Raw genomic sequence first — 23,639 nt, 5'->3', positions numbered from 1 at the left:
TTTCGCGCGAATTCCCAGCACCGGATCCGCTCGGGGGCGCAAGATTCTCCATAGTGGACGAAGGCTCTGCCGATGTGATGCGCCGGGGGCGGGCGGGAGCGGACCACCATATCCGCCCCGGGCATCCGGACCGAACGGAGTTTGTGCTGTGTCTGAAACCTCCACCCACACCTCGTCGACGTTGCCGCGCCGACAGCTGGGAAGGTACCTGCGAGACTGGCGAACCCGCGCCGGCCTGACCATCGCCGAGGCGGCGAAATTGATGGAGTGGGGCGCCACCACCTTGCAGCGGCTGGAGAAGGGCCAGGCCGATCGCATCCGCACCATCGACATCGAGGCATTGTGCCGGATCTACGGAATCCCGGACGATATCGCCGAAGGACTCAAGGGGCTGGCCCAGCAGACGGCGGTGAAGAGCTGGTGGCACGCCTACGGCGATCTGATCCCGGAGGACTTCGACGTGTTCGTCGGGCTGGAGGCGTCCGCGCGCCGGCTCACCGCGTATCAGTGCGAACTGGTGCCGGGCCTGGTCCAGACGGTCGACTACGCACGAGCGCTCAATACCCTGGGGTATCCGGCGAATTCGGCCGCCGAATTGGAGCGGCGGGTGCAACTGCGGTTGCAGCGACAGGTGCTGATCACCCGCAGACATCAGCCCGCAAACCTCGAGGTGGTGTTGTGTGAATCGGTCTTGCGCCGCGTCGTCGGAAGTGCAAAGGTGATGGCTGCGCAGCTACGGCATCTGGCCGATCTCAGCACTCTGGACAATGTCGAGTTGCGCGTTCTGCCCTTCAGTTCCGGTGTCCCACTGGGGCTTTCGTCCGGTCCGTACATACTCCTCGAGTTCGGTGCGGACGCGAAGGGGCAGCCGGTGGAGCCACCGGTGGTCTATGTCGAGGGCTTCACCGGAGATCTCTATCTCGAGAGAGAAACCGATGTGCGGCGGTATCGGCAGGCGCACGAGCAACTGCTGCGCAGCGCATTGGACATTTCCGCCAGTAGACACCTGTTGCGGCAGGTTGCCAAGGAATTCATGGTGTGAAGCACACGGGATTGCGGCGCGTCGGCAGCGAGTCCCCTCGGCGCAAGGCCCGTCGGCTCCCGCCGGAAAGGACATGAAGGTAATGGAGAACGAGCTGGTCGGCGCTCGCTGGTTCAAGAGCACCCGCAGTGGTGCCAAGGAGTGCGTCGAGGTGGCCTTCCTCGACAGCGGCCGAATCGGCGTGCGCGACAGCAAGAATCCGGACGGCCCGGCCCTGCTCTTCGGGCCCGGTGAGTGGTCGACGTTCGTCGACGGTATCCGCGACGGGATCTTCCGGGGCTGAACGATCGGTCCGGGCCGTTCCCAGCAGGGGCACGAGGGACGGCCCGGGCCGCAGCGCTCCAGCGAAAATTGCGGCGGTGGTGGCGAATTCACTGCCGGGCGGCGGGCGAGGATCAGTCGGGTGCTCTGCCCTGCAACCGATCCGTCTCGCGGCGTTCACGTTTCGTCGGACGGCCGGCCCCCCGATCGCGGCGCGGCATCGACGCGATGATTTCGGGGGGCGGAGGCGCGGGGGTCTTGTCGATCAGGCACTGTGCGGCGATCGGCGCGCCGACCCGTTTGGCCACGACCCGCTCCACGATCACGATGCGCTCGTGCCCGGCCACCCGAATCCGTACCTCGTCACCGGGTTTCACCTGGTGAGCGGGTTTGACCGCGACACCGTTCACGCGCACGTGTCCGCCGCGGCACGCTTCGGCCGCGGCGGAACGGGTTTTGAACAAGCGGACAGCCCAAGTCCAGGAGTCGACTCGGGCGGTACCGGAGTGCTGATCCAGAAGTACTCCTCGGGCTCACGTCGGCGGGGAACACCGGCCGACGCGAGCCGAGCGGGTACGAATTCGCTCAGGACACCCGGCGGGCGGTGACGACGGAGTCGGGGTTGAGATGCGCGTAGCTGACGGTCTCACCGGACTGCGGCGCCTGGAGGATCTTACCGTCGCCGGCGTACATGGCCACGTGGCCGCCGCCGTTCTGGATGACCAGGTCGCCCGGCTGCAGTTCCTCGAAGGCGATCGGCTTGCCGACGTGCGACTGCTCGAAGCTGGTGCGCGGCAGGTCGATACCGACCTGCTTGTAGGCCCACTGCACCAGGCCGGAGCAATCGAAGTTGGACGGACCGGAGGCGCCCCAGACGTACTCCGCACCGATCTTGGAGCGAGCCACGTCCAGCGCCTGGTTGCCCACGCTGTGGTCCTGCTGATGGAACAGATCCGGCAGCATCGGAGCACCGCCGGGGCCCTGCAGCGGCGCCATCGACTGCGGCGCGAGCACCTGCTGGGCTGCTTTGATCTGATCGGCGTGGTCTGCGAGCGCCTGGTTGGCCTGGGCGACCTGCTGGTCGAACTCCGAGCCGACCGGGACATCGAAGTTGCCGATGCCGGGAACGTTGATCGTGGCAGCGCTCGAAATGGCCGGTATAGCACCGGTCGAGGCGGCTACGGCGCCCATTACGAGCGCACCCTTCACGGAACTCGGAAGCCGAGATTCCCGTTGCAAGCTGTGTCTACCCACCGAACCGAGTCTCCTGTGTGAAGCTGACCCAACGAGCCACTTCTCTGCCGTGAAGCGACTGACTTCGTTAAGTCACGAGAAGATTACGGCTACGCCGGGACGCTTGTCCACTCGAACGGCTGGCACACTTGTGCCCCACGACGAAGACCCAGGACACGCCGGGCAACGACAGCATCGGCGGCAGGATCACGACGCGATTTCGACTCGGCTACAGCCGTTATCGAACCTACGTGCGGGTGTGTTACAAGTCCGGCGTAACGGGCCGGACGGATCATTTCGACTCGCCGTCGGCCAGCGCCCGCTCCAGTTCGGCGATGCGGCGGCGCGCGTCGGCCAGGTCCGTCTCGAGCCGGCCCACCGCGACCACCAACGGACCCACGGCGAGATCGGCGACGAGTTGCGGGTCGTCATAGCCACCTTCGATCGCCACCAGGATGTTGTGCCGGATCTGCAGGGCGACCGGAGCGTCGCTCGGCACCTTCCAGGATTCGACGACCTCCGCGACCGTGGGAACCGACTCCCCGGGACCAGACTCCTCGGACATGCCCACAGCCTAGAGGGTTTCGCCCTTCGCGCCCGGCGCCGACCGGTCCGGCGCACAGCGCTCGATGCCTGTGTCTAGGAGAAGATCTAGATGGTCCGATATTTCGCTGCGGACACGCTACGGTGTAGCGGCATGGACCCCGTGCGAAATCCGTACGCCCCGGGCGCCGGTCAGCGGCCGCCCGAACTCGCCGGGCGCGACAAACAACTCGACGCGTTCGACATCGTGCTGGAGCGGGTGGCCCGCGGCCGGCCGGAACGCAGCGTGATGCTCACCGGCCTGCGCGGTGTCGGAAAAACCGTGCTGCTCAACCAGCTTCGCTCCGCCGCCCGGCAACGTGGTTGGGGCACCGGCAAACTCGAGGCCCGGCCGGATCAGGAACTGCGCCGACCGCTGGCCTCGGCGCTGCACATGGCGGTCCGGGCGATCGCGGTGGCGCATCGCCATCCCGAGATGGTCGACGACTTCCTGGGCATTCTCAAGGCTTTCGCGTTGCGGTCCACCGCCGACAAGGGCATGCGCGAGCGCTGGCAGCCCGGTATCGACGTCCCCGCGGTCACCGGCCGCGCCGACTCCGGCGATATCGAGATCGACCTGGTGGAACTGTTGCTGGAGGCCGCGGAGGTGGCGCGGGCCGTCGGGGTCGGCATCGCGATCTTCATCGACGAGATGCAGGATCTCGGCCCGGCCGACATCTCCGCGATCTGCGCCGCCTGCCACGAACTGAGCCAGGAGGCCGCACCGCTGATCGTGGTGGGGGCCGGGCTGCCGCATCTGCCGGCCGTACTGTCGGCCTCGAAGAGCTACTCGGAGCGGCTGTTCGGATATCACCGCATCGACCGGCTCGACCGGTCCGCGGCCGACCACGCGCTGATCGCCCCCGCCGGGCGGGAAGAGGTGAAGTTCACCGACGCGGCCCTGGACACGCTGTACCAGAAGGCCGACGGCTACCCGTATTTCGTGCAGGCGTACGGCAAGGCGACCTGGGATGCCGCCACCGACAGTCCGATCACCGCCGAGGACGTGGAGGTCGGCGCGCCCGCCGCGGAGGAGGAACTGGCGGTCGGCTTCTTCGGTTCGCGCTACGAGCGGGCCACCCCCGCCGAACGCGAATACATGCGCGCCATGGCCGATCTGGCCGGTGACGACGGCCCGGTGGCCACCTCGGCGGTGGCGAACGAGTTGGGGCGCAAGCCCGCATCGGTATCGCCGGCGCGGGACGGCCTGATCAAGAAGGGCCTGATCTATTCGGCCGAACGCGGCACCATCGGCTTCACCGTGCCGCACTTCGGGCGGTATCTGCGTGGAGTGCAGTGATTCGCGTCGGCGTAGCTGTTTCTTCACCCGTCTGTCACGATCATTAGACAGCCGTAGATTTCCCTGCCGAAGCCCTACCGGCCGGTAACCGGCGCTCCTACACTCGATGTGATCCCCATCACCGTCGAGGAGGGCATCATGGCGACCACCGCGCAAGTGCACGCCACCGAGGAGCAGTCCCGGGCGCTCGCCGAGGAATCCCGCGAAACCACCTGGGCCAAGCCCTCGTTCGCCAAGGAACTGTTCCTGGGCCGGTTCCGGCTGGACCTGATCCATCCCTGGCCCCGGCCCGCGGCCGCCGAGGCGGCGCGCACCGACGAATACCTGAAACGCTTGCGGGCCTTCGTCGAAACGATCGACGGCGCCGCCATCGAGGCCACGGCGCGCATCCCGGACGAGGTGGTGCGCGGGCTCGCCGAGCTGGGCTGTTTCGGCCTGAAGATTCCGGCGGAGTACGGCGGGCAGGGCCTGTCCCAGGTCGGCTACAACAAGGCGCTGATGCTGGTCGGCTCCGCGCACCCGAGCCTGGGCGCGCTGCTGTCGGCGCACCAGTCGATCGGCGTGCCCGAACCACTGAAGTTGGCCGGTACCGCGGAGCAGCGGCGAAAGTTCCTGCCGCGCTGCGCGAACGGCGCGATCAGCGCATTCCTGCTGACCGAGCCGGACGTGGGGTCCGATCCCGCCCGGATGGCCTGCACCGCCACCCCGACCGCCGACGGCGAGGCCTACGAACTGGACGGGGTCAAGCTCTGGACCACCAACGGCGTGGTCGCGGAGCTGCTGGTCGTGATGGCCAGGGTTCCCGCGGGCGAAGGTCGGCGCGGTGGCATCTCGGCCTTCGTGGTCGAGGCGGACGCGCCGGGCATCACGGTGGAGCGGCGCAACGCGTTCATGGGCCTGCGTGGCATCGAGAACGGCGTGACGCGCATGCACCGGGTGCGGGTGCCCCGGGAGAACCTGATCGGCCGCGAGGGTGACGGCCTCAAGATCGCGCTGACCACGCTCAACGCCGGACGGCTGGCGATTCCGGCGCTGTGCACCGCCGCGGCCAAATGGTCGCTGAAGATCGGCCGGGAGTGGTCGGCCACCCGCGTCCAGTGGGGGCGGCCGGTGGGCGAGCACGGCGCGGTGAGCGCCAAGCTGTCCTTCATCGCCGCAACGACTTTCGCACTGGAGGCAGCCCTGGATCTGTCCGGTGCGATGTGCGACGAGAACCGCAACGACATCCGTATCGAGGCGGCGCTCGCGAAGTTGTGGGCCTCCGAGATGGCAAGTGTCATCGCCGACGAACTGGTGCAGATCCGCGGCGGGCGCGGCTACGAGACGGCGGCCTCGCTGGCCGCCCGCGGCGAACGTGCCGTCGGCACCGAACAATTGGTACGCGACCTGCGGATCAACCGGATCTTCGAGGGCTCCAGCGAGATCATGCGACTGTTGATCGCCCGTGAGATGGCCGATGCGCACATGGCCGCGGCCGGTGCGCTGGTCGACCGCACCGCGACCACCGGTGCGAAGGCCCGCGCGGCGGTCGGGGCGGGCCGCTTCTACGCGGGCTGGTTCCCGCGACTCACGGTCGGTCCCGGCACCGCACCGGTCGGATTCGGTGAATTCGGCTCGCTGGCACCGCATCTGCGCTTCGTGGAGCGGATGTCACGGAAGCAGGCGCGGGCGCTGATGTACGCGATGGCCCGCTGGCAGGCGAAACTCGAATACCGGCAAGGGTTCCTGGGCCGGATCGTGGACATCGGCGCGGAGCTGTTCGCGATGTCGGCGGCGTGCGTGCGGGCCCGGGCGCTGGCGGCATCCGGTGACGCCGATGCGGCCGGGGCGGCCGAACTGGCCGACACCTTCTGCCGCCAGTCGCGGATCCGGGTGGAGCGGTTGTTCGCGGCGCTCTGGGACAACACCGACGACGCCGACACCGCGCTCACCCGCAACCTGCTCGACGGCCGCTACCGCTGGCTGGAGGAGGGCGTACTCGACCCCAGCGAGGGCACGGGGCCGTGGATCGCCGAATGGCAGTTCGGGCCCTCCACCGAGCCGAACCTGCACGCGCCGTTCGATCTCGGCGATTCGTGAAACCGTCTCGGCGGCTCGGGCGACCGCGGCCACCTGACGGCAGGCGGGCCGGGTGACGCGCACCTACCGCGCAGCGGGCCACGAAACCGTAGCAGCGAGGCGGTAGCGTCCGGGGCATGAGCCGACGGGTCGTGCGCCGGGCGCTCACCGGATACGCGCTGTTGTTGCCGAGCCTGATCGGGGTCGGGTGTTTCCTGCTGCTGCCGATCGTGGTGGTGGCTTGGTTGAGTGTGCACAGCTGGAATCTGCTGGGGCCGGTGCGGTTCACCGGGTGGGACAACTGGCGGGCGGTGCTGGGCGACCGGCAGTTCGGGCACGCACTGGTGGTGACGCTGGCGCTGACGGCGCTCGTGGTGCCGATACAGACCGTGCTCGGGTTCGCCGTGGCGGCATTGCTGGCGCGGCGGCGGGGTGGGACGGCATGGCAAGTGCTGTACGCGCTGCCGTGGATGTGCGCGCCGGTGGCGGTGGGGGTGGTGTGGCAGTGGGTGTTCGCGCCGACCGGCGGGGCGCTGAACGCGGTGCTGGGACGGCGGATCGAGTGGCTGTCCGAGCCCGCGCTGGCGCTGCCGTCGGTGGCGGCGGTGAGTGTCTGGTCGAACGTGGGGTACGTGGCCTTGTTCTTCGTCGCCGGGATCCGGGCCATTCCGGTGGATCTGCTGGACGCGGGTGCGCTGGACGGAGCCGGCGGGTGGCAGCGCATCCGGTTCCTGGTGCTGCCGCTGCTGCGGCCGACCATGTTCTTCGTGCTGGTCACCGGCGTGCTGGCGGCGTTCCAGACCTTCGACACGGTGTACGCGCTGACCAAGGGCGGGCCGGATCATCGCACCGATGTGGTGGCGATGCGAATCTTCTCGGAGGCGTTCGACGCGGCGCGGCCGGGCCGGGCGGCGGTGATGGCGATCGTGGTGTGCGCGGTGATGATGCTGATCACGGTGTTGCAGCACCGGTACTTCCGGGATCGGACGAGCTATGAGTACTGAGCGTTCGGGGGCCGTATTGCGTTCGGGGGCAGCGTATCTGCTGCTCTGTGCCGGTGCGTTGCTCACGGTGGCACCGCTGGTGCTGAGCGCGGCGACAGCGTTGAAGACGCCGGGACAGTTCGCCGGGCAGTCGCCGCTGACGCTGCCGGATCCGGTGACCTGGGCCAATTTCCATACCGTCCTGGGGCACGGACTCGGCCGGGCCGTGCTGGTGACGGCACTGATGACCGTCTTCGTGACCGGCGGGCAGCTGATCACCTCCACGCTGGCCGCGTATGCGTTCGCGCGCGTGGATTTTCCCGGTCGCGACGTGTTGTTCTGGGGATATCTCGGCACCATGATGGTGCCGCCGATCGTCACCCTGATCCCGCTGTATCTGATGTTCGCGAAGCTGGGGTGGTTGAACACCTTCTGGGCGTTGGTGATTCCGTTCGTGTTCGGTTCGCCGTACGCGATCTTCCTGCTGCGTCAGTATTTCCGGTCGATCCCGGCGGAACTGCTGGACGCGGCGCGGCTGGACGGCGCGCACACCCTCGACATCATCGTGCACGTGATCGTTCCGGTGAGCCGGCCGATCCTGGCCACCCTGACGCTGATCACCGTCGTGGCACAGTGGAACAACTTCCTGTGGCCGCTGGTCGCGAGCAGCGGTGAGACCTGGCAGGTGCTGACGGTCGCGACCGCGAACCTGCAGACGCAGTACAACACCCAGTGGACCCTGGTGACCGCCGCGACCACCCTGGCGATCGTGCCACTGGTACTGCTGTTCCTCGTCTTCCAGCGCCAGGTGCTGCGCTCGATCGCGTGGACGGGGCTGAAATGAAGACCTCCACCAAGGCCGTCCTCGGCATCGCACTCGCCGCGGTGTTGCTGGTGGCCGCCGCACTGTGGCTGGGGCGCACGGCAACCGGCGGTGGGACCGTGGTGCGGTTGCGCATCTGGGACCAGAGTTTCGTGCCCGCCTACCGGTCCGCGCTGGACGCCTTCGAGAAGGCGAATCCCGATGTGCGGGTGCGGATCACGGTGGTGCCGTGGGCGAACTATCAGCAGAAGCTGCGGCTGGACGTGGCCGGGGGCACCGCCGACGACCTGTTCTGGACCAACCTCTACGAGGACTACGCGGACGCCGGGCGCCTGGTCGACGTCGGCCGGGCGCTCGGGCCCGAGGCCGTGCGGGCCTGGGATCCGTCGGCGGTCGCCCAATACACCCGGCACGGAACCTTGTGGGCCGCACCGCAATTCGTCGACGGCGGAACGGCGGTCTACTACAATCGGGACCTTCTGGCCGCCGCCGGGGTTTCCCCTGCCGAGCTGGCCGATCTGCACTGGGGACCGGCGGACACCTTCCGCCCCGTACTGCGCCGGCTGGCGGCCGTCGCGCCGTGGGCGTACAACGCGGGCAACGACTTCCAGTCGCTGGAGCTGCCGTATCTGGGTTCGGCCGGCGGCCGATTCCAGGACGAGGCCGGTGATTTCGCCTTCGACAGCCCGGCGGGCGTGACGGCGTTCGGGTATCTGGTGGGGCTGATCACCGATCGGCTCGCGCCCTCGGCGGCCGATACCGCCGCCACCTCCGATTTCGCGAAGAACGCCTTCCTGCAAGGAAAGCTGGCGCTGTTCCAGTCCGGAACCTTCGACCTCGCGCAGATCGCGAAGCAGGCCCGCTTCCACTGGGGCGTCGCGACCATGCCGGCGGGACCGGCCGGGCGGGTGTCGACGAACAACGCCATCGGAGTGGCCGCCAACGCCGCCGCACCGCATCCGGACGCGACCCGCCGCGTGCTCGCGTGGCTGGGCAGTGCCGACGGCAACCGTTATCTGGCACGGGACGGCGCCACCATTCCCGCGGTCGTCGCCGATCAGCCGATGTATCGCGAGTTCTGGGCACAGGCGGGTGTCGACGTCGCGCCGTTCTTCGACGTCCTGAACGGACCGCGCGTCGGATCCGGTGGCGGGCCCGGGTTCCCGGCGGCACTGCAGGCGATCACGGCGGTGCTGTCCGAGATGTTCGCGGGCCGAATCCCGGTGCCGGAGGCCCTGTCCCGCGCTCAGACGGCCGGTCGAGCCGCCGCGGCCGGTTCCTGATCGTCCCCGGCTCCCGGCCGAAGGCGATGTCCCGTACCCGGACCGGCGAGCCGCGGCCCGCCAGCCCTGGATGGCCGATCCATGCCGGAGGCCATCGCCGTCCCGAACCGCCCCGGACACCCGGACTCAGATACGGCTGTGATCGACCAGCGGGGTGCGCGGCCCGAACTTCGGCTTGTGCGCGAATCCGGCGATCTCCAGCAGCCGGATGGCCCGATATCGGTGCGGCCGTAGCGGTTCCAGGTATTCGACCATCTCGTCGTCGTCGATCGGACGGCCGAGCAGGGTCCAGCCGACGATCGCGGCGAGATGGAAGTCGCCCACCGACAACGCATCCGGATCGCCGAGGGCCCGCTGCGCGATCTCGGCGGCCGTCCAGATCCCGATGCCCGGCACCGCGCACAACCGGCGCACCGCGTCGGCGGGCGTCATCGTCGCGGCCTGTTCGAGTTTGTCCGCCATCCGCGCCGCGAGCACGATCGTCCGGGACCGCTGCGGATCCACGTTCGCCCGGTGGTACACCCAGGACGGAATGTGCCGCCAGGTGTCGGCATCCGGCGGCACCCGCATCGGCACCGGCGTGGGACCGGGCGCGGGCTCACCGAACCGCCACACCAGGCCGCGCCACGAGGCCCGCGCGGAGATCGTGTGCACCCGCTGCTCCAGCACCGCCGGAACCAGCGCCTCGAAGACGAGCCCGGTGCGCAGCATCCGCAACCCGGGGTGTCGGCGATGCGCCTCGGCGATCTTCGGATGGTCCGGCGCGAAGCCGTCGAGATCCTCGTCCACACACAGCAACCCGGGCAGCCCGTCGAGGAATTCCGCCGCCCCGGGACCCCAGGCCCGCGCCCCGATCGCGCGGGGACCCTCCTGCACGAGCCGGTAGGTGACCGGGCCACTCGCCATCCGGGAGGCCCGCCAGTGCGCCCCGTCCGCGGTGGACTTGTGGCACGGATCGCCGGACCCGCGGCGCAGCGGAGCAAGCGTGTGCGCCAGATCGATAGGCCGGTCGGCCGACACCGTCCGCGGCGCACCGCCGATCCTCGAATCCACCGCCACATTCTGCGACCTCGATCCTGTGTGTGCGGCACCACCCCCGCAATTCGATAACAGGAAGATCACAGGCCGCGATGAACGAGGTGATCGGCCCACTGCGGACGGGCCGGCACTCGACGGGAGGTTCTCTCATGATCACCAACATCCTCAACGCACTGCTCGCCGCGTGGGGCAGCGTAGCCGCAGGTAGCTCGGGCTACCAGATCCCGCCCGGCACCCTCCCTTCCGGGAGCTGACCCCCACCGGCGGCACGTCGGCCCGGAGACCATCCGGCCCGCTCGTGCCGCCGCCCCCGGGCCCCCCACCCGGCGTAGACAACGTCCCGACAACCGCCCGGCACATAGACAGCGTTCCCACCAGCGCGGTTGCCGAGGAGCGATAACCGGGATCAGACTGTGGAGTGCAGTTCACCCGAGACGAACGTGTCCTACTGATCGGATTGCATCCACAGTCGATCGATTACAGCAAACTCCCCGGTCTGGACGCCGACATCATGACCGCCCGGGTCGAAGCGGGCAACGCCGCGCTGCGGAAAGCCGGATTCGACGTCGTCTCGTGCCTGCTCGACGGCTCCCCCGACGACGCTGAAACCCAGTTGCGGAAACAGGCAGCCACCGAGCGATTCAACCTGGTCATGATCGGCGCCGGAATCCGCGCCATCCCCGACTACACCCTGCTGTTCGAGCGCATCGTGAACGTCCTCACCGAGGTAGCCCCCGGTATCCGGTTCTGCTTCAACACCTCCCCCGAGACCACGATCAACGCCCTCGAGCGCTGGATCAGCCCCTGACGACCCTGAATCCCCCGTGCAGCGAAAGGGTATACCCGAGGTGTTTTCGGCCCGCCTCGATTCTGGACTGACGGAGCGAGGGAGCGCAGCGACTGAGCGGAGGAGGGAAGAATCGAGGCCCGAAGGGCCGAAAACCCGCCGGAGCGAAGCGGAGGCCAAAAATACAGCTTGCCGTGAACCGTTGTTGAGGTTTTAGTGTCGGTGGTCACGGGTTGAATGGCCTGCGGGCGGACCCGCGACGAGAGGGAGCAGGCGGATGGATATCGAAGCAGTCGCGCGCAACCAGCTGTACCGCAATGTGCACGCACCCGCGCGGTCCCGGGGACTGACCGGGGCGACCGCGCGGCGGATGCTGGGTTTCGCGCGGCCGCACCGGGTTTCGCTACTGGGGTTCCTGGTGGCGAGTATCGCCTCGGCACTGCTGGCGGTGGCCAATCCGGTGCTGGCCGGGCATGTGGTCAACGACATCGTCAATCATGCGGCCCCGCATTCGGTGGTGTCGCTGGCGATCGTGATCGGCCTGGTCGCGATCGGCGATGCCGGGCTCGGCATAGTGATCCGCTGGTTGTCGTCCCGGATCGGTGAGGGGCTGATCTTCGATCTGCGCACCGCGGTGTTCGATCACGTGCAGCGGATGCCGGTCGCGTTCTTCACCCGCACCCGCACCGGGGCACTGGTCAGCCGGCTCAACAGCGATGTGATCGGCGCACAGCGGGCATTCAGCACCACACTGTCCGGCGTGGTCACCAACGTTGTCACGCTGCTGCTCACGCTGGCCGTGATGGTGCGGTTGTCCTGGCAGGTCACCGTGCTGGCCCTGATCCTGTTGCCGCTGTTCATGATTCCGGCGCGGCGCACCGGCGTGCGGGCGGCGGGCCTGCAACGGGAGGCCAATCAGCTCAACGCCGACATGAGCACCCAGATGACGGAGCGGTTCTCCGCGCCCGGCGCCACCCTGGTGAAGCTGTTCGGCCGACCGGAGCAGGAGTCGGAGGCGTTCGCGGTGCGCGCCGGACGGGTGCGCGATATCGGGGTGCGCACCGCGATGCTGCAGACCACGTTCATGACGGCGCTCACGCTCGTGTCGGCGCTGGCGGTCGCGCTGGTGTACGGCCTGGGCGGCTGGTACGCGCTGCGCGGCCAGCTCGACGCCGGTGCGGTGGTGTCGTTGTCGCTGCTGCTGACCCGGTTGTACGCGCCGCTGACCGCGCTCGCCGGGGCCCGGGTCGACATCGTGTCGGCGCTGGTGAGTTTCGAGCGGGTCTTCGAGATCCTCGATCTGAAGCCGCTGATCGCGCAGGCGCCGGATGCGGTGCCGGTTCCCGCGGGCCCGGTGACGGTCGAACTCGACGGCGTGCACTTCGGCTACCCCTCGGCCGACAAGGTGTCGCTGGCCTCGCTCGAGGATGTGGCCACCCTCGATTCGCGCGGCGGTGAGGAAGTGCTGCACGGCATCTCGCTGCGCGCGGATCCGGGCCGGATGGTCGCACTGGTGGGTTCCTCCGGTGCGGGCAAATCGACCATCGCGCAACTGGTTTCGCGCCTGTACGACGTCGACTCCGGCGCGGTGCGCCTGAACGGCGTCGACATCCGCGAGCTGACCACCCGCTCGCTGCAGGACACCGTCGGCCTGGTCACCCAGGACGGCCACCTGTTCCACGACACGATCCGCGCGAATCTCCTGCTCGCCCAACCGGCCGCCACCGAGGCCGACCTCTGGGACGCGTTGCGCCGGGCCCGGCTCGCCCCGCTGATCGAGAGCCTGCCCGACGGTCTGGAGACGGTCGTCGGCGAACGCGGCTACCGCCTGTCCGGCGGCGAACGTCAGCGCCTGACCATCGCCCGCCTGCTGCTGAAGCAGCCCCGCGTGGTGGTGCTCGACGAGGCGACGGCGGCCCTGGACGCCACCTCGGAGGCGGCCGTCCAGGAAGCCCTCACCGAGGCGCTCGCGGGCCGCACGTCCCTGGTCATCGCCCACCGCCTGTCCACCATCCGCAACGCCGACCAGATCCTGGTCCTGGAGGACGGCCGCATCGTCGAACACGGCACCCACACCCAGCTGCTGGCCGCCGGCGGCCGCTACGCCGAGCTCTACCGCACCCAATTCGCGGACGACCCGGAACCGGCCGCGGCGTAGGCCGCCCGCTGCCCCCGGGCGGGGTGCGGCGGGGGCCTATGGCTCGAGCCGGGTGCGCAACGCCACGCCGAACCAGGTGAACGCCGGGCCGAGATCCGCGACCGGGGGCCAGCCGTTGATCGTCGCGACCAGCTGCCAGTATCGCGTCACCCGGGGGTCGTCGGCGACCTCGAGCCGCTCGAGCACCCACGCTCGCAAGTGGGCGTCGTCGGCCTTGCCGAAGGTTTCGGCGTACCGGGTCATGAGCGTGTCGACGATGCCGGCCGCGACCTTCGAATCCGGTGCGACACCGGCCGTCAACGCTCTGTCGACCTCCTGCCGTACGGCTTCGGTGAGGTCGTGGTGCAGGCCGCTGTCGTCGCCCGCGGCGCGTTCCCGGGCCTGGTATTCGGCCATCCGCCGCACCGACGCGCGGAAGTCGTTGTCCCGCACCAACTCCACGAGCTCGACCCACGCTCCGACCTGCTCGGGCGTGGCATCTTCGGGGAGTTCGGGCATGCTCGATCGCAGCAACTCCAGCATCGCCGGTTCGGCCTCGACACTGCCGAAGGTGTCATCTCCCGCTTCGCCACCGCTCGCAACACCGCACGCCGCGACCGCAGCACCCGGATCTGCACATCCAGCGCCGCCGCGTGCGCCGCCGCGACCTCGGCCAGCGAACTCTCGCGGGCCAGGATGCGGCGGACGGTGGCGAGATCGATGTCCAGCTCACGCAACGTGCGGACCAGTTCCAGGCGGGCCGCGGCATCGGCGTCGTAGAGGCGGTAGCCGGCCGGGCTGTGACAGGTCGGCGGAACGATCCCTTTGTCGGCGTAGAACCGGATCGTCTTGACCGTCAATCCGGTTCGCTCGGCCAGAGCCCCGATCGTGAGGAGGTTCTCGTCGTCCATACCCACAGCGTGGAGTCTCCCCCGGCGGGAGAGTCAAGCCGACGAATACTGCCGGGCACCGAGCCCGGAATTTCGCGGGCGACGACCGTAATTCATCGAATCGCTACTTGAAACTGACGTAACGTCAGATTTTAGCGTGGGTGATGTTCGTCGAGCAGAGGAGAAATGATGGGCATCATCACGCGGGAATCGTCCGACCGCACCGCGATCGTCGAGTTGCTGACCGGATATCTGGCGGCGGTCGACGACAAGCGGCTCGACCGAGCGGTCGTGGCCGCGACGTTCGCGCCCGACGGCCGGGTCGTCCGGCCCGACGGCGCCGCGGTCGTCGGGCCCGACGCCATTCTGGAGAGCCATACCGCGAGTTTCGCTCGTTTCCGGGCGACACATCATGTGACCAGCGATCATCTGGTCGAGATCGGTGACGGCGCCGCGAGTATGCGGGCGAATTCGACGGCCATGCATCTGTGGGCGGCGGGCGAATCCGATTCGCGTTCGCTGGAGACACATTTCCTGGCGGGCGGGGTATTCGATATTCGCGCAACGCATTCCGATGAGGGTTGGCGATTGAGCGAATGGCGGCTGCGGGTCACGTGGCGCAGCGGCAACATGGGGTCCATGCTCGCGACCAGGTGATTCGGCGCGGCGGGACCATTGCCGGCCGGGCCGCGGGGCCCGGCCGGCCCTCGGTTCAGCTCATGATCCGGGGGTGTCGGGCTGGGCGATATCGATGCCGGGTGGCATCATGCGGGCGCGTTCGGCGCGCATTCGTTCGCGGTCGGCCGGGCTCATCGCCGCGAAGGCCGCGGCTCGCCGTTCCGACAGGGCCGCCAGTTCTTCCGGACTCAACTGTCGCAGGTACTCGGTCCGCCGCGCGGTCAAGCGAGCGATTTCCTCGTGGGTCAGGGGTTGGTTCACCGCGATCGTCTCCTCGATCAGACGTAGGAACTCCGATGTCGACGGCTCGACCGCACGGTCGAGACCGTCGAGCACATCGAGCAGGCGCTGCCGCAGCACGGTGGCTCGGGCGATGCGCTCGCCCACCAGTGCGAGTTGCTGCCGGACCAGGTCCCGCGGGTCCTGGTCGGGTTCGGCGCGCAGCAGACCCGCGATGTCGTCGAGCGAGAAACCGAAGCCGCGCAGGGCGACGATGCGGTGCAGGCGCCGGACGTCGGCCCGGGTGTAGCAGCGGTGGCCGCCGGAGGTCCGTGAGGACGGAACCAGCAGGCCGAGCCGGTCGTAGTGATGCAGAGTCCGCACCGTCACGCCGGATTCCCGGGCCAGTTCGCCCACCCGCCATTCGCGTTCGGACAACTGCCACCACCTCCTTCGATGTGCACCGCCCACGCTAGGACCTGACGTTACGTCGGATTCAAGTCCTCGCTCCCCGGCAGCGCGGTCGGGGTGGATGCAATGCCGACTCGGCCGTGCGGCTTCCGGTTCCGCCGCACCGGGGTTGCCGATGATCGGTCGTACGGCTGCCGCACCGGGTTGTCCGTCCGGGATACCGCGCCGGTGAGATCCGCTACGGCACGAGAGACGAGGTCTCGGCGTGCCGAGATACCGGGCCGCTCCGGCATGCATCGTCGCGGCCCGGTCAGATCTGTGCGTGGCAGGTGACCATGATGCCGGTGGGTATGTGGGTCCGGCATGCATCGTCTCGGCCCGGTCAGATCTGTGCGTCCACAGTGGGTTTCGTGGCGCGGGCCGAGGTCGGGAAGACGTCGCGCAGGCCGGACCAGGCGACCATCGCGAGCGCAGCGGCACCCAGCGCGGCGCCGATCCAGGCGGTGGCGGGGTAGCCGAGGCCGGCGCCGATGGCCAGGCCGCGAGCCAGGGGCCGACGGTGATGCCGACGTTGAAGGAGGCGACGTTGCCGGCGGCGCCCAGCGTGGACGCGGCGGGGGCCAGGGTGAAGACACGGCTGTTGAGGACCGGGTTGGTGACGAATCCGGCGATGCCGAGCAAGATCACGAGTGGGATCACCGCGATCGCGTGCCGGGCGGTCAGCGCGAGGAGGGCGGCGGTCAGGGTCAGTCCGGTGATGCCGATGGCGAGGGTGCGCACCGGGTGGGCATCGGCGAAGCGGCCGCCGAGGACGACACCGGTGAACATCCCGGCGCCGTAGCCGGCCAGTACGACGGGCACCCAGGCCTCGGGTAATCCGGTCGTCGTGGTGAGGAAGGCGCCGAGATAACCGAAGACCGCGAGGCAGGCGCCGGTGGCGAGCATGGTGGTGGCGTACAGCCGTAGCACCGGACCCGTTGCCAGGGAGCGCAATTCGGCGCGCACGCGTGGAGCGTCGGTGGGGCGGCCCTCCGGGACCGCGAGCAGCACGCCGAGCGCGGCGAGCGCCGACAGCAGCGTCACCGCCCAGAACGCCGATCGCCAGCCCCACAGCTGACCGGCCCAGGTGCCCAGCGGCAGGCCGACGACGGTGGCGAGGGTGAGGCCGCCGGCCACGATGCTCATCGCACGGCCGCGTGCCGTCGTCGGGACGGCGTGCACCGCGGTGGCGGCGGCCACCGACCAGAATCCGGCGTACACGAACGCGGCCACCACGCGGGTGGCGAACAGCATCGGATACGAATCGGTCAGTGCCGCAACGATATGCGCGGCCGCGAAGATCGCCAGGAAGGTGAGCAGCGCGGACCGGCGGGACCAGCGGGCCGTGGCGATCGCGAGAATCGGTGCGCCGAACAGCATTCCGATCGCGAAGGCGGAGATCAGCAGGCCCGCTTCGGGCACGGTGATGCCGAGATCGCCGGCGATCATGGTGAGTAGTCCGGCGAGCATGAGTTCCGAGGTGCCCTGGGCGAATATCGCCGCACCCAGCACGTAGACGGCCACCGGCATCGCGTTCCTCCTGTTTTGTATTGATCGGTTCAAAACCGGGGTATGCGAAAACCGCCCCGGCTCGGCGTCTTTCGGCTATCGGGAGTTCACAGGGCGGCCAGGGCGACATCGGCGATCGCGGCCAGCGTGGCGCGCTCAGCGCCACCACGGGACGCGACCCGCATCCCACTGATCGTGGCGACCACGAATTGCGCGATATCCGCCGGGTCTCGTCCGGTCGCGATCTCGCCGGCGCGTTGTCCGGCGGCGACGGCGGCGGTCACGGCGGTGAGGCGGCGTTGCAGATCGGTGTGCAGTAGCCGCGCCATCTCCGGATCACGTTGCCCCAGTTCGACGGTGGCGTTCACGACCAGGCAGCCGAGCGGGTCGCTGTCCGATGCGTCGACCACCAGATACAGCAAGGTCCGAATCTTCTCGCGCGTGGAGCCCGGCCCCTCGAGCAGCGCGAACGTGCCACTGTTCTTGTCCGCCATGTAGCGGCGCAGCGCCCGCTCGAACAGGTCCCGCTTGCTCCGGAAGGTGTTGTAGATGCTGCTGCGGCCCAAACCCGTTGCCGCGCAGAGCTCCTGCGTGGATACCCCGTCGTACCCGGCGATCCAGAACGCCCGCATCGCCGCCTCGACGGCGCCCTCCTCGTCGAACTGCCTCGGTCGTGCCATATCGTCACCCTACCAAGTTTTGGATACATCAGTCCAAAACTGGTCACCGCCTCGGACGCGGCGGCTCACAACCAGGGCGGCGGGGTGGTCCGCGGGCCCTCGATCCGGGCGCCGACCGCGCCGCGGCCCGTCGCCCATCGCACTACCGCCGCGAGCGGCCCGGATACCGTGGTGTCCGTCGAGGTGTCGTCGCGGACCACCAGCGGCTCCCGGCCGTCGACGGCGAGGACCAGGCCCGCGCCGAGATCCTTGCGCCGCCAGACACCGGCGATGTCGGTGAGCAGCGAATCCAGGACGACCGGTGGGAAATCGCCGAAGCGGCCGCCGTTGCCGAGGTCGACGGCGTGGATCCACACCTCGCGGGTGCGCATCCACGCGGTCTCCGACGCCGGGACCAGGCGGCCCTGCGCGGTGCGGACCTCGGCCGACCACGCCGGGTCGGGCAGCGTGCGCCAGGCCCGGTCCAGGCGGGCGTTGGTGTGCGCGAACAGGTTTCGCAGGGCGGCGGGACTCAGGGTGGCGCCGGCGGCGATCTCCTCGGCGCGCCGGCCGGGGGAGGCGTACATCGGCGTCTCGACGCCGGTGGCCGCCCATTCCAGCAGCCGGCACAGCGCGGCAGCGTTGTAACCGACGTGCGCGATCAGATGCGATCGGGTCCAGCCGGTCAGCGAGATCGGCTGTGCCAGTGCGTCGTCCGGCAGGAGGGCCAGGCGCTGAGCGAAATAGGCGGTGCCGCGCCGGGCGATCAGCAGTCGCTCGGGCAGGGGCAGGTCGTCGAAGGCCACGGCTACTCGGCGACGATCGTCTTGTTGCGCACGGTGCCCAGGCCCTCGATGGTCACCTCGACGGTCTGACCGTCACCGATGTAGCGCGGTGGCTTGCGGGCGTGGCCGACGCCGCCGGTGGTGCCGGTGATGATCACGTCACCGGCCCGCAGCGTCACGATGTGCGAGATGTACTCGACCAGCGCGGCGGGGCCGAAGACCAGGTCGTCGGTGGTCGCCGACTGCATGACCTCGCCGTCGAGCCGAGCCTCGATCCGGCTGCCGAGCGTGTACCCGGTGTCCAGGAACGGGCCGAAACCGGAGGACTTCTCGAAGTTCTTGCCCTGATCCCACTGCAACGTGCGGTACTGGTAGTCGCGCATCGTGTAGTCGTTGATCACCGAGTAGCCGGCGATGTACGCATCGGCGTCGGCCGCGGCCACCCGGTAGGCGTCCGTGCCGATGATCACGGCGAGTTCGGCCTCCCAGTCGAGTTCGGCTGCGGCATAGGCGGGTACGACGACATCGTCGTAGGGACCGGTGAGGGCGTCCGCGAATTTGCTGAACAGGGTGGGATGTTCGGGCAGTTGCCGGCCCATCTCGGCGATGTGGGTCGCGTAGTTCAGGCCCACGCAGACGATCTTGCCGGGGTGCGGGACCACGGGTGCGTAATCGGCCTGAGCGAGTTCGACCTTCGCGCCCGCGGCCCGATCCGCGATATCGCGCCACGCCGGATCGGCCAGCAGCGCCGACAGATCCGAGTAGCCGTCGACGACGGTCGCGGTCGCGTCGTCGTCGACGCGCACGGCCGCCGTGGCGCCGTCCAGTCGCAGGGTGGCAAGTCGCATGGCGGTCAGGCTCCTTCGGTGAAGTGGGTGCGGTCGAAGTGCAGGCGTTCGACGATCGGCGCATCCGAGAAGACGAAAAGATCCGCGCCCGAATCGGTTTCGATCGACCATTCGACCCAGGAGGGAGCGACGACCAGATCGCCGACCCCGACGGCGTGCTCCCGGCCGTCGAGCCGGAAGGTGGCCGCGCCGTCGAACACCTGGAACACCGAGGAGCCGACGTCACGGCGGGGGCGGGTGCGCGCGCCACCGCGCAGCCGGTGGAACTCGGCCCGGATCGTCGGCATCACGTCGCCGCCGGTGGTCGGGTTCGTGTAGCGGATCGCGGCATGGCCGGGCTCGGTGGTGGCCGCGTAGCCCTCGTCCTCCAGGGCCAATTGCTCGCGCAGCGCGGCATCGGTGTGTTCCCAGCGGTAGCACGCGATCGGCGAGTTGACCCGCGCGCCGAGGCCGACCAGCGGGCGCAGCCCCGGATGCGCCCAGAGCCGTTCCGAGCGCGAGACGTCCGGGGTGGCCTCGTCGGTGACGCCCTCGGAACCGAATTCGAAGAATCCGGTGTCGGTGTAGTGCACGAACGGGATGTCGAGGCCGTCGATCCAGGCCATCGGCCGATCGGTCTCGTTGTGGTGGCCGTGGAAGTGCCAGCCGGGGGTCAGCAGGAAATCGCCGCGGCGCATCGCGACCGGATCGCCGTCGACGACCGTCCACACGCCCTCGCCCTCGACGACGAACCGGAAGGCGTTCTGCGCGTGCCGGTGCTCGGGGGCGGTCTCCTTCGGGCCCAGGTATTGGATCGCCGCCCACAGGGTGGGGGAGGCGTAGGGCACGCCGCCGAGGCCGGGATTGGCCAGCGCGATGGCCCGGCGCTCGCCGCCGCGGCCGACCGGGACCAGGTCACCGGCCCGCTGGGCCAGCGGGTACAGCGTCGACCACTTCCACACGTGGGGCACGGCCTTCGGCGCGGGCGTCATCGGCATCAGGTCGCCCAGCTGGGTCCACAGCGGGTTCAGGTGTTCGGCAGCGAAATCGCGGTAGAGCCGGTCCAGCTCGGGATCGGTGTCCGTGGACGTCATCGTGCTCGGTCTCCTCGATCGATGGGCCCGGACCGGTCCACGACGGACCACCCGGACGCTCCTGCCACCGACGGTAGGAGCGACCGCCGCGCCCGGCCGATACTTTTCTGCTCTACGGAAAAGAATGTGTCACAGCTCGATCGCGGCCACATCCACGCCGATGCCGCGGGTGGCCTCGTGCAGCCGGGCCAGCAACGGTCCTTGCAGGTGCCGACGGTATCGGGTGCTCGGCACCGCGACGCTGATCGACGCGATCGCCTGTCCTCGGCCGTTGCGGATCGCCGCGCCGAAGGCCGCCACATCGGTCTCGGTCTGCTCCAGATTGACCGCGAATCCGGCGGCGCGGGCCGCTTCGAGTTCCCGGGCGAACCGCTCGAACTCCGCTCGATCCATCCGGCGATCGGGCGTGTCGTCGCTCTCGGGCCGCAGGTAGAGCTGTTCCAGCAGCGGGCGCGGCAGTTCGGCCAGCAGGATGCGACCACCGGCGGTCAGTTCGGCGGGCAGCACCTGGCCCTGCCGGTCGCCGACCCGCAACAGGTTGGTGCCCTCGGCCGTGGCGAGGAAACGGGCCTGGGTGCCGACCCGGATGACCAGGTTCACCGTCTCGCCGGTCAGCGCCGACAGCGCCTCCATGTGCGGACGGCAGCGTTCGCCCAGCTCACGGGTCCAGCCGCGCAGCGCGGGACCGGCACCCAGGGCCGGGCCCGGGTGGTAGCGACGACGCTCGTCGTGGACGGCGAAACCGCGGTAGACCAGCATCGCGAGCAGCCGGTGCGCGGTCGAGGGGGCGATGTCCAGCGCGGTGGCGGCGTCGGTCAGGCGCAACTCGCCCTCGTCCCGCAGCATCTGCAGCAGGCGCAGGGCGTTGTCCACGGACTCCAGGGCATAGGTGGGCCGCCGGATCGTCTTCTGCGGCTTTTTCTGCACCACAGAAGTCTATTGTGTGCGCGTCCCGGCCGGGACGACCGTGGATGACGTGGCACAACTCTCCGAGACCCAGGTGATCATCGCCGGCGGCGGCATCGGCGGCGCCGCGACCGCGCTGGCACTGGCCCGTTACGGGGCGCGGGTCACGCTGTTCGAGCGTTCCGCCGAATTCGGTGAAGTGGGCGCCGGACTGCAGATCGGCCCGCACGGCGCGCGCATCCTCGACTCCTGGGGACTGCTGGACCAGGCCCTGGCCGCCGGGGTGCAGCCGAAGAACATCGTCTTCCGTGACGCGATCACCACCGAGGTGCTGACCACGGTCGACCTCGGCGCCCGGTTCCGCGCGCACTACGGCGGGCCCTACTTCGTCATGCATCGCAGCGACCTGCACGCGGCCCTGATCGGCGCCGCGCAAGCGGCCGGCGCGGACCTGCGTACCGGGGTGACGGTGACCGACATCGTCACCGAGGGCCACCGCGCGATCGTGCGCACCGACGACGGCGCGACACACACCGCCGACGTCGCGATCGCGATGGACGGCCTCAAGTCCCGGCTGCGCGCGAAGATCTCCGGCGACCGGCCGGTCGCCTCCGGCTATGTCGCCTATCGCGGCACCTTCCCCTATGCCGAGGTGCCGCTGGACCGCGACATCGAGGACGTGGTCGGCTACATCGGCCCGCGCTGCCATTTCATCCAGTACCCGCTGCGCGGCGGCACCATGCTCAACCAGGTCGCCGTCTTCGAATCCCCGAACTACGGGACCGGCGCGCCGGACTGGGGTGGCCCGGCGGAGCTCGACACCGCGTTCGCGCACTGCCACGACACCGTCCGCAAGGGGCTCGAATACCTGTGGCGCGATCGGTGGTGGCCGATGTCCGACCGGGAACCGATCGCGAACTGGGTCGACGGCCGGATGATGCTGCTCGGCGACGCCGCGCACCCGCCGTTGCAGTACCTGGCCTCCGGCGCGGTGATGGCGCTGGAGGACGCGCGATGCCTGGCCGACTACGCCGCGGCCGGTTTCGCCGACGGCGGCAACGCCGCCTGGCCGCGCATCCTGCGGGAGGTCAACGCGGAACGCGCCCCGCGCTGCAACCGGGTGCTGACCACGGGCCGCATGTGGGGCGAACTCTGGCACCTCGACGGCACCGCACGGGTCGCCCGCAACGAACTGTTCCGCACTCGCGACACCGAGAGCTGGAAGTACACCGACTGGCTGTGGGCCTACACGTCGGATCGGAACTGATTCCGGGGGCGCAGGAAACCGGGCGGTGGCAGACCGGTTCGCCCCGACCGGATCTCGGAGCAACCGAACCTGTTCGGTCCCTGCTCCGACGGGCGCGCTCGACGTCGACGGCCGGCGACCCGGGTACCTGCGGCCGAGCGTGTTTCGGCCCGGCAGGTTCGGCGCCGACCGTGGACACGAACGTGCGGGATGGACGCGGGTTCGGCGCCGATCGGAGCGTGCGGGGGGTGGGCGAGAGAGGTTCGGTGGGATGCTCGTCGGGTGTGCGGCCGGGTGCCGCCGAGCCCGATCAGATCCGCTCCGTGAGAGGCGCCGACAATGACCGAGTCGTCCATGTTCCCGCACAGCGCGGCTGCCGATTCCGGCATCTCGTTCACGCACGAGACGCTGGGGCAGCGGGTCGGGTTCGGGCACGGGCGGGCGGCGGAGTTGCTGCGGGCCGAGGTGGAGCGGCTCGGGGCCGAGCGGGTCATGCTGATCGCCTCGACGCGGGACACCGCGAACGTCGATCGGCTGGCGGCCGTGGTTCCGGTGGCGTTGCGCTGGACCGAGGTTCGGCAGCACGTGCCGGTGGACACCGCCGAGCGCGCGCGGGCAGCCGCGTCGACGGCGGGAGTCGACCTGCTGGTGGCGGTGGGTGGCGGGTCGGCTGTCGGACTGGCTAAAGTCGTCGCGCTGACCAGCGGGTTGCCGATCGTCGCCGTGCCGACCACCTACGCCGGGTCGGAGGCCACCGATGTGTGGGGGTTGACCGACTCGGACGGTAAGCGGACCGGATCCGATCGGGCGGTGCTGCCGGTGGCGGTGGTGTACGACGCGGAGTTGTCC

General features: G+C 69.4%; 22 protein-coding genes and 2 pseudogenes. 12 read left to right on the top strand and 12 right to left on the bottom strand.

Annotated features, from left to right (window positions below):
• The first annotated feature begins 148 nt into the window (after positions 1-148).
• A complete protein-coding gene (locus tag NRB56_RS13410; RefSeq protein WP_319942949.1) occupies positions 149-1,042 on the top strand; it encodes a helix-turn-helix domain-containing protein in 894 nt (297 codons plus the stop codon).
• 82 nt (positions 1,043-1,124) lie between these two features.
• On the top strand, positions 1,125-1,325 hold the full coding sequence (locus NRB56_RS13405; RefSeq protein ID WP_153341847.1) for a DUF397 domain-containing protein: 201 nt from the start codon (positions 1,125-1,127) through the stop codon (positions 1,323-1,325).
• A gap of 112 nt (positions 1,326-1,437) precedes the next feature.
• On the opposite strand, the gene NRB56_RS13400 is transcribed toward NRB56_RS13405, so the two are convergent.
• The 3 genes from NRB56_RS13400 to NRB56_RS13390 all read right to left on the bottom strand — a co-directional run bounded on the left by NRB56_RS13400 (position 1,438) and on the right by NRB56_RS13390 (position 3,101).
• A complete protein-coding gene (locus NRB56_RS13400; protein ID WP_153341845.1) occupies positions 1,438-1,821 on the bottom strand; it encodes an RNA-binding S4 domain-containing protein in 384 nt (127 codons plus the stop codon).
• A 67-nt stretch (positions 1,822-1,888) separates the two neighbouring features.
• Positions 1,889-2,494 (bottom strand): C40 family peptidase, encoded by a 606-nt coding sequence (locus NRB56_RS40125; protein WP_153341843.1) that lies wholly within the window; start codon positions 2,492-2,494, stop codon positions 1,889-1,891.
• A gap of 334 nt (positions 2,495-2,828) precedes the next feature.
• On the bottom strand, positions 2,829-3,101 hold the full coding sequence (locus tag NRB56_RS13390) for a hypothetical protein (RefSeq protein WP_153341841.1): 273 nt from the start codon (positions 3,099-3,101) through the stop codon (positions 2,829-2,831).
• Between the two features lie 132 nt (positions 3,102-3,233).
• On the opposite strand from NRB56_RS13390, the gene NRB56_RS13385 reads away from it, so the two are divergent.
• From NRB56_RS13385 to NRB56_RS13365, 5 genes are all read left to right on the top strand, one after another.
• A complete protein-coding gene (locus tag NRB56_RS13385) occupies positions 3,234-4,418 on the top strand; it encodes an AAA family ATPase (RefSeq protein WP_153341839.1) in 1,185 nt (394 codons plus the stop codon).
• A 138-nt stretch (positions 4,419-4,556) separates the two neighbouring features.
• Positions 4,557-6,497: an acyl-CoA dehydrogenase family protein gene (locus tag NRB56_RS13380; RefSeq protein WP_153342211.1), complete on the top strand. Its 1,941-nt coding sequence runs from the start codon at positions 4,557-4,559 to the stop codon at positions 6,495-6,497.
• 116 nt (positions 6,498-6,613) lie between these two features.
• On the top strand, positions 6,614-7,480 hold the full coding sequence (locus NRB56_RS13375) for a carbohydrate ABC transporter permease (RefSeq protein ID WP_153341837.1): 867 nt from the start codon (positions 6,614-6,616) through the stop codon (positions 7,478-7,480).
• On the top strand, positions 7,470-8,303 hold the full coding sequence (locus NRB56_RS13370; RefSeq protein WP_153341836.1) for a carbohydrate ABC transporter permease: 834 nt from the start codon (positions 7,470-7,472) through the stop codon (positions 8,301-8,303). Before NRB56_RS13375 ends, NRB56_RS13370 begins: the two co-directional genes overlap by 11 nt.
• On the top strand, positions 8,300-9,565 hold the full coding sequence (locus NRB56_RS13365; protein ID WP_153342209.1) for an extracellular solute-binding protein: 1,266 nt from the start codon (positions 8,300-8,302) through the stop codon (positions 9,563-9,565). Before NRB56_RS13370 ends, NRB56_RS13365 begins: the two co-directional genes overlap by 4 nt.
• 126 nt (positions 9,566-9,691) lie before the next feature.
• Here the strand turns inward: NRB56_RS13365 and NRB56_RS13360 are convergent, their stop codons facing one another.
• Positions 9,692-10,624, bottom strand: a complete 933-nt coding sequence (locus NRB56_RS13360; RefSeq protein WP_319942948.1) for a DNA-3-methyladenine glycosylase family protein — start codon at positions 10,622-10,624, stop codon at positions 9,692-9,694.
• A gap of 397 nt (positions 10,625-11,021) precedes the next feature.
• Here NRB56_RS13360 and NRB56_RS13355 point away from each other — a divergent pair, with 397 nt between their 5' ends.
• The gene (locus NRB56_RS13355) at positions 11,022-11,411 is read left to right on the top strand and encodes an ATP-binding protein (protein WP_227837629.1); all 390 of its coding nucleotides are present in this window, start codon (positions 11,022-11,024) and stop codon (positions 11,409-11,411) included.
• 256 nt (positions 11,412-11,667) lie between these two features.
• Positions 11,668-13,548, top strand: coding sequence for an ABC transporter ATP-binding protein (locus tag NRB56_RS13350; RefSeq protein ID WP_153341834.1), 1,881 nt, complete (start codon positions 11,668-11,670; stop codon positions 13,546-13,548).
• 36 nt (positions 13,549-13,584) lie between these two features.
• Here NRB56_RS13350 and NRB56_RS38925 read toward each other — a convergent pair whose 3' ends face one another.
• Both NRB56_RS38925 and NRB56_RS38920 read right to left on the bottom strand, forming a co-directional pair.
• Positions 13,585-14,070 carry a hypothetical protein gene (locus NRB56_RS38925; RefSeq protein WP_227837717.1) on the bottom strand — a complete coding sequence of 162 codons (486 nt, stop codon included), beginning with the start codon at positions 14,068-14,070 and terminating at the stop codon, positions 13,585-13,587.
• A gap of 203 nt (positions 14,071-14,273) precedes the next feature.
• Positions 14,274-14,438: pseudogene (locus tag NRB56_RS38920) on the bottom strand (MerR family DNA-binding transcriptional regulator); the annotation flags it as partial.
• A gap of 168 nt (positions 14,439-14,606) precedes the next feature.
• On the opposite strand from NRB56_RS38920, the gene NRB56_RS13340 reads away from it, so the two are divergent.
• Positions 14,607-15,074: a nuclear transport factor 2 family protein gene (locus NRB56_RS13340; protein ID WP_153341833.1), complete on the top strand. Its 468-nt coding sequence runs from the start codon at positions 14,607-14,609 to the stop codon at positions 15,072-15,074.
• A 60-nt stretch (positions 15,075-15,134) separates the two neighbouring features.
• Here NRB56_RS13340 and NRB56_RS38915 read toward each other — a convergent pair whose 3' ends face one another.
• From NRB56_RS38915 to NRB56_RS13305, 6 genes are all read right to left on the bottom strand, one after another.
• Positions 15,135-17,294, bottom strand: coding sequence for a Cmx/CmrA family chloramphenicol efflux MFS transporter (locus NRB56_RS38915; protein WP_227837628.1), 2,160 nt, complete (start codon positions 17,292-17,294; stop codon positions 15,135-15,137).
• 86 nt (positions 17,295-17,380) lie between these two features.
• A complete protein-coding gene (locus tag NRB56_RS13325) occupies positions 17,381-17,953 on the bottom strand; it encodes a TetR/AcrR family transcriptional regulator (RefSeq protein ID WP_153341829.1) in 573 nt (190 codons plus the stop codon).
• Between the two features lie 65 nt (positions 17,954-18,018).
• Positions 18,019-18,738: a maleylpyruvate isomerase family mycothiol-dependent enzyme gene (locus tag NRB56_RS13320; RefSeq protein WP_319942947.1), complete on the bottom strand. Its 720-nt coding sequence runs from the start codon at positions 18,736-18,738 to the stop codon at positions 18,019-18,021.
• Positions 18,739-18,740: 2 nt separating this feature from the next.
• Complete coding sequence (locus NRB56_RS13315) at positions 18,741-19,565, bottom strand: fumarylacetoacetate hydrolase family protein (RefSeq protein ID WP_153341827.1); 825 nt, start codon at positions 19,563-19,565, stop codon at positions 18,741-18,743.
• Positions 19,566-19,570: 5 nt separating this feature from the next.
• On the bottom strand, positions 19,571-20,638 hold the full coding sequence (locus NRB56_RS13310; RefSeq protein ID WP_153341825.1) for a cupin domain-containing protein: 1,068 nt from the start codon (positions 20,636-20,638) through the stop codon (positions 19,571-19,573).
• Between the two features lie 129 nt (positions 20,639-20,767).
• Entirely contained in the window at positions 20,768-21,565 is a 798-nt protein-coding gene (locus NRB56_RS13305) for an IclR family transcriptional regulator (RefSeq protein WP_319942946.1), read from the bottom strand.
• Positions 21,566-21,614: 49 nt separating this feature from the next.
• On the opposite strand from NRB56_RS13305, the gene NRB56_RS13300 reads away from it, so the two are divergent.
• Positions 21,615-22,811 carry an FAD-dependent monooxygenase gene (locus tag NRB56_RS13300; RefSeq protein ID WP_319942945.1) on the top strand — a complete coding sequence of 399 codons (1,197 nt, stop codon included), beginning with the start codon at positions 21,615-21,617 and terminating at the stop codon, positions 22,809-22,811.
• Between the two features lie 318 nt (positions 22,812-23,129).
• Positions 23,130-23,639: pseudogene (locus NRB56_RS40615) on the top strand (iron-containing alcohol dehydrogenase); the annotation flags it as partial.

Source organism: Nocardia aurantia, assembly GCF_009604425.1.
In the GTDB taxonomy this organism is placed as follows: domain Bacteria; phylum Actinomycetota; class Actinomycetes; order Mycobacteriales; family Mycobacteriaceae; genus Nocardia; species Nocardia aurantia.
Note: the sequence above shows the minus strand (reverse complement) of the source record. Positions and strands in the feature narration are given on the sequence as shown.

What these genes read in the sequence shown, in the direction of transcription:
- NRB56_RS13405 (WP_153341847.1), top strand. Translation starts at nt 1,125, where the DNA reads ATGGAGAACGAGCTGGTCGGCGCTCGCTGGTTCAAGAGCACCCGCAGT.
- NRB56_RS13315 (WP_153341827.1), bottom strand. Translation starts at nt 19,565, where the DNA reads ATGCGACTTGCCACCCTGCGACTGGACGGCGCCACGGCGGCCGTGCGC.
- NRB56_RS13375 (WP_153341837.1), top strand. Translation starts at nt 6,614, where the DNA reads ATGAGCCGACGGGTCGTGCGCCGGGCGCTCACCGGATACGCGCTGTTG.
- NRB56_RS38925 (WP_227837717.1), bottom strand. Translation starts at nt 14,070, where the DNA reads ATGCTGGAGTTGCTGCGATCGAGCATGCCCGAACTCCCCGAAGATGCC.
- NRB56_RS13325 (WP_153341829.1), bottom strand. Translation starts at nt 17,953, where the DNA reads ATGGCACGACCGAGGCAGTTCGACGAGGAGGGCGCCGTCGAGGCGGCG.
- NRB56_RS13380 (WP_153342211.1), top strand. Translation starts at nt 4,557, where the DNA reads ATGGCGACCACCGCGCAAGTGCACGCCACCGAGGAGCAGTCCCGGGCG.
- NRB56_RS13385 (WP_153341839.1), top strand. Translation starts at nt 3,234, where the DNA reads ATGGACCCCGTGCGAAATCCGTACGCCCCGGGCGCCGGTCAGCGGCCG.
- NRB56_RS13370 (WP_153341836.1), top strand. Translation starts at nt 7,470, where the DNA reads ATGAGTACTGAGCGTTCGGGGGCCGTATTGCGTTCGGGGGCAGCGTAT.
- NRB56_RS38915 (WP_227837628.1), bottom strand. Translation starts at nt 17,294, where the DNA reads ATGCCGGTGGCCGTCTACGTGCTGGGTGCGGCGATATTCGCCCAGGGC.
- NRB56_RS13340 (WP_153341833.1), top strand. Translation starts at nt 14,607, where the DNA reads ATGGGCATCATCACGCGGGAATCGTCCGACCGCACCGCGATCGTCGAG.
- NRB56_RS40125 (WP_153341843.1), bottom strand. Translation starts at nt 2,494, where the DNA reads ATGGGCGCCGTAGCCGCCTCGACCGGTGCTATACCGGCCATTTCGAGC.
- NRB56_RS13350 (WP_153341834.1), top strand. Translation starts at nt 11,668, where the DNA reads ATGGATATCGAAGCAGTCGCGCGCAACCAGCTGTACCGCAATGTGCAC.
- NRB56_RS13310 (WP_153341825.1), bottom strand. Translation starts at nt 20,638, where the DNA reads ATGACGTCCACGGACACCGATCCCGAGCTGGACCGGCTCTACCGCGAT.
- NRB56_RS13390 (WP_153341841.1), bottom strand. Translation starts at nt 3,101, where the DNA reads ATGTCCGAGGAGTCTGGTCCCGGGGAGTCGGTTCCCACGGTCGCGGAG.
- NRB56_RS13365 (WP_153342209.1), top strand. Translation starts at nt 8,300, where the DNA reads ATGAAGACCTCCACCAAGGCCGTCCTCGGCATCGCACTCGCCGCGGTG.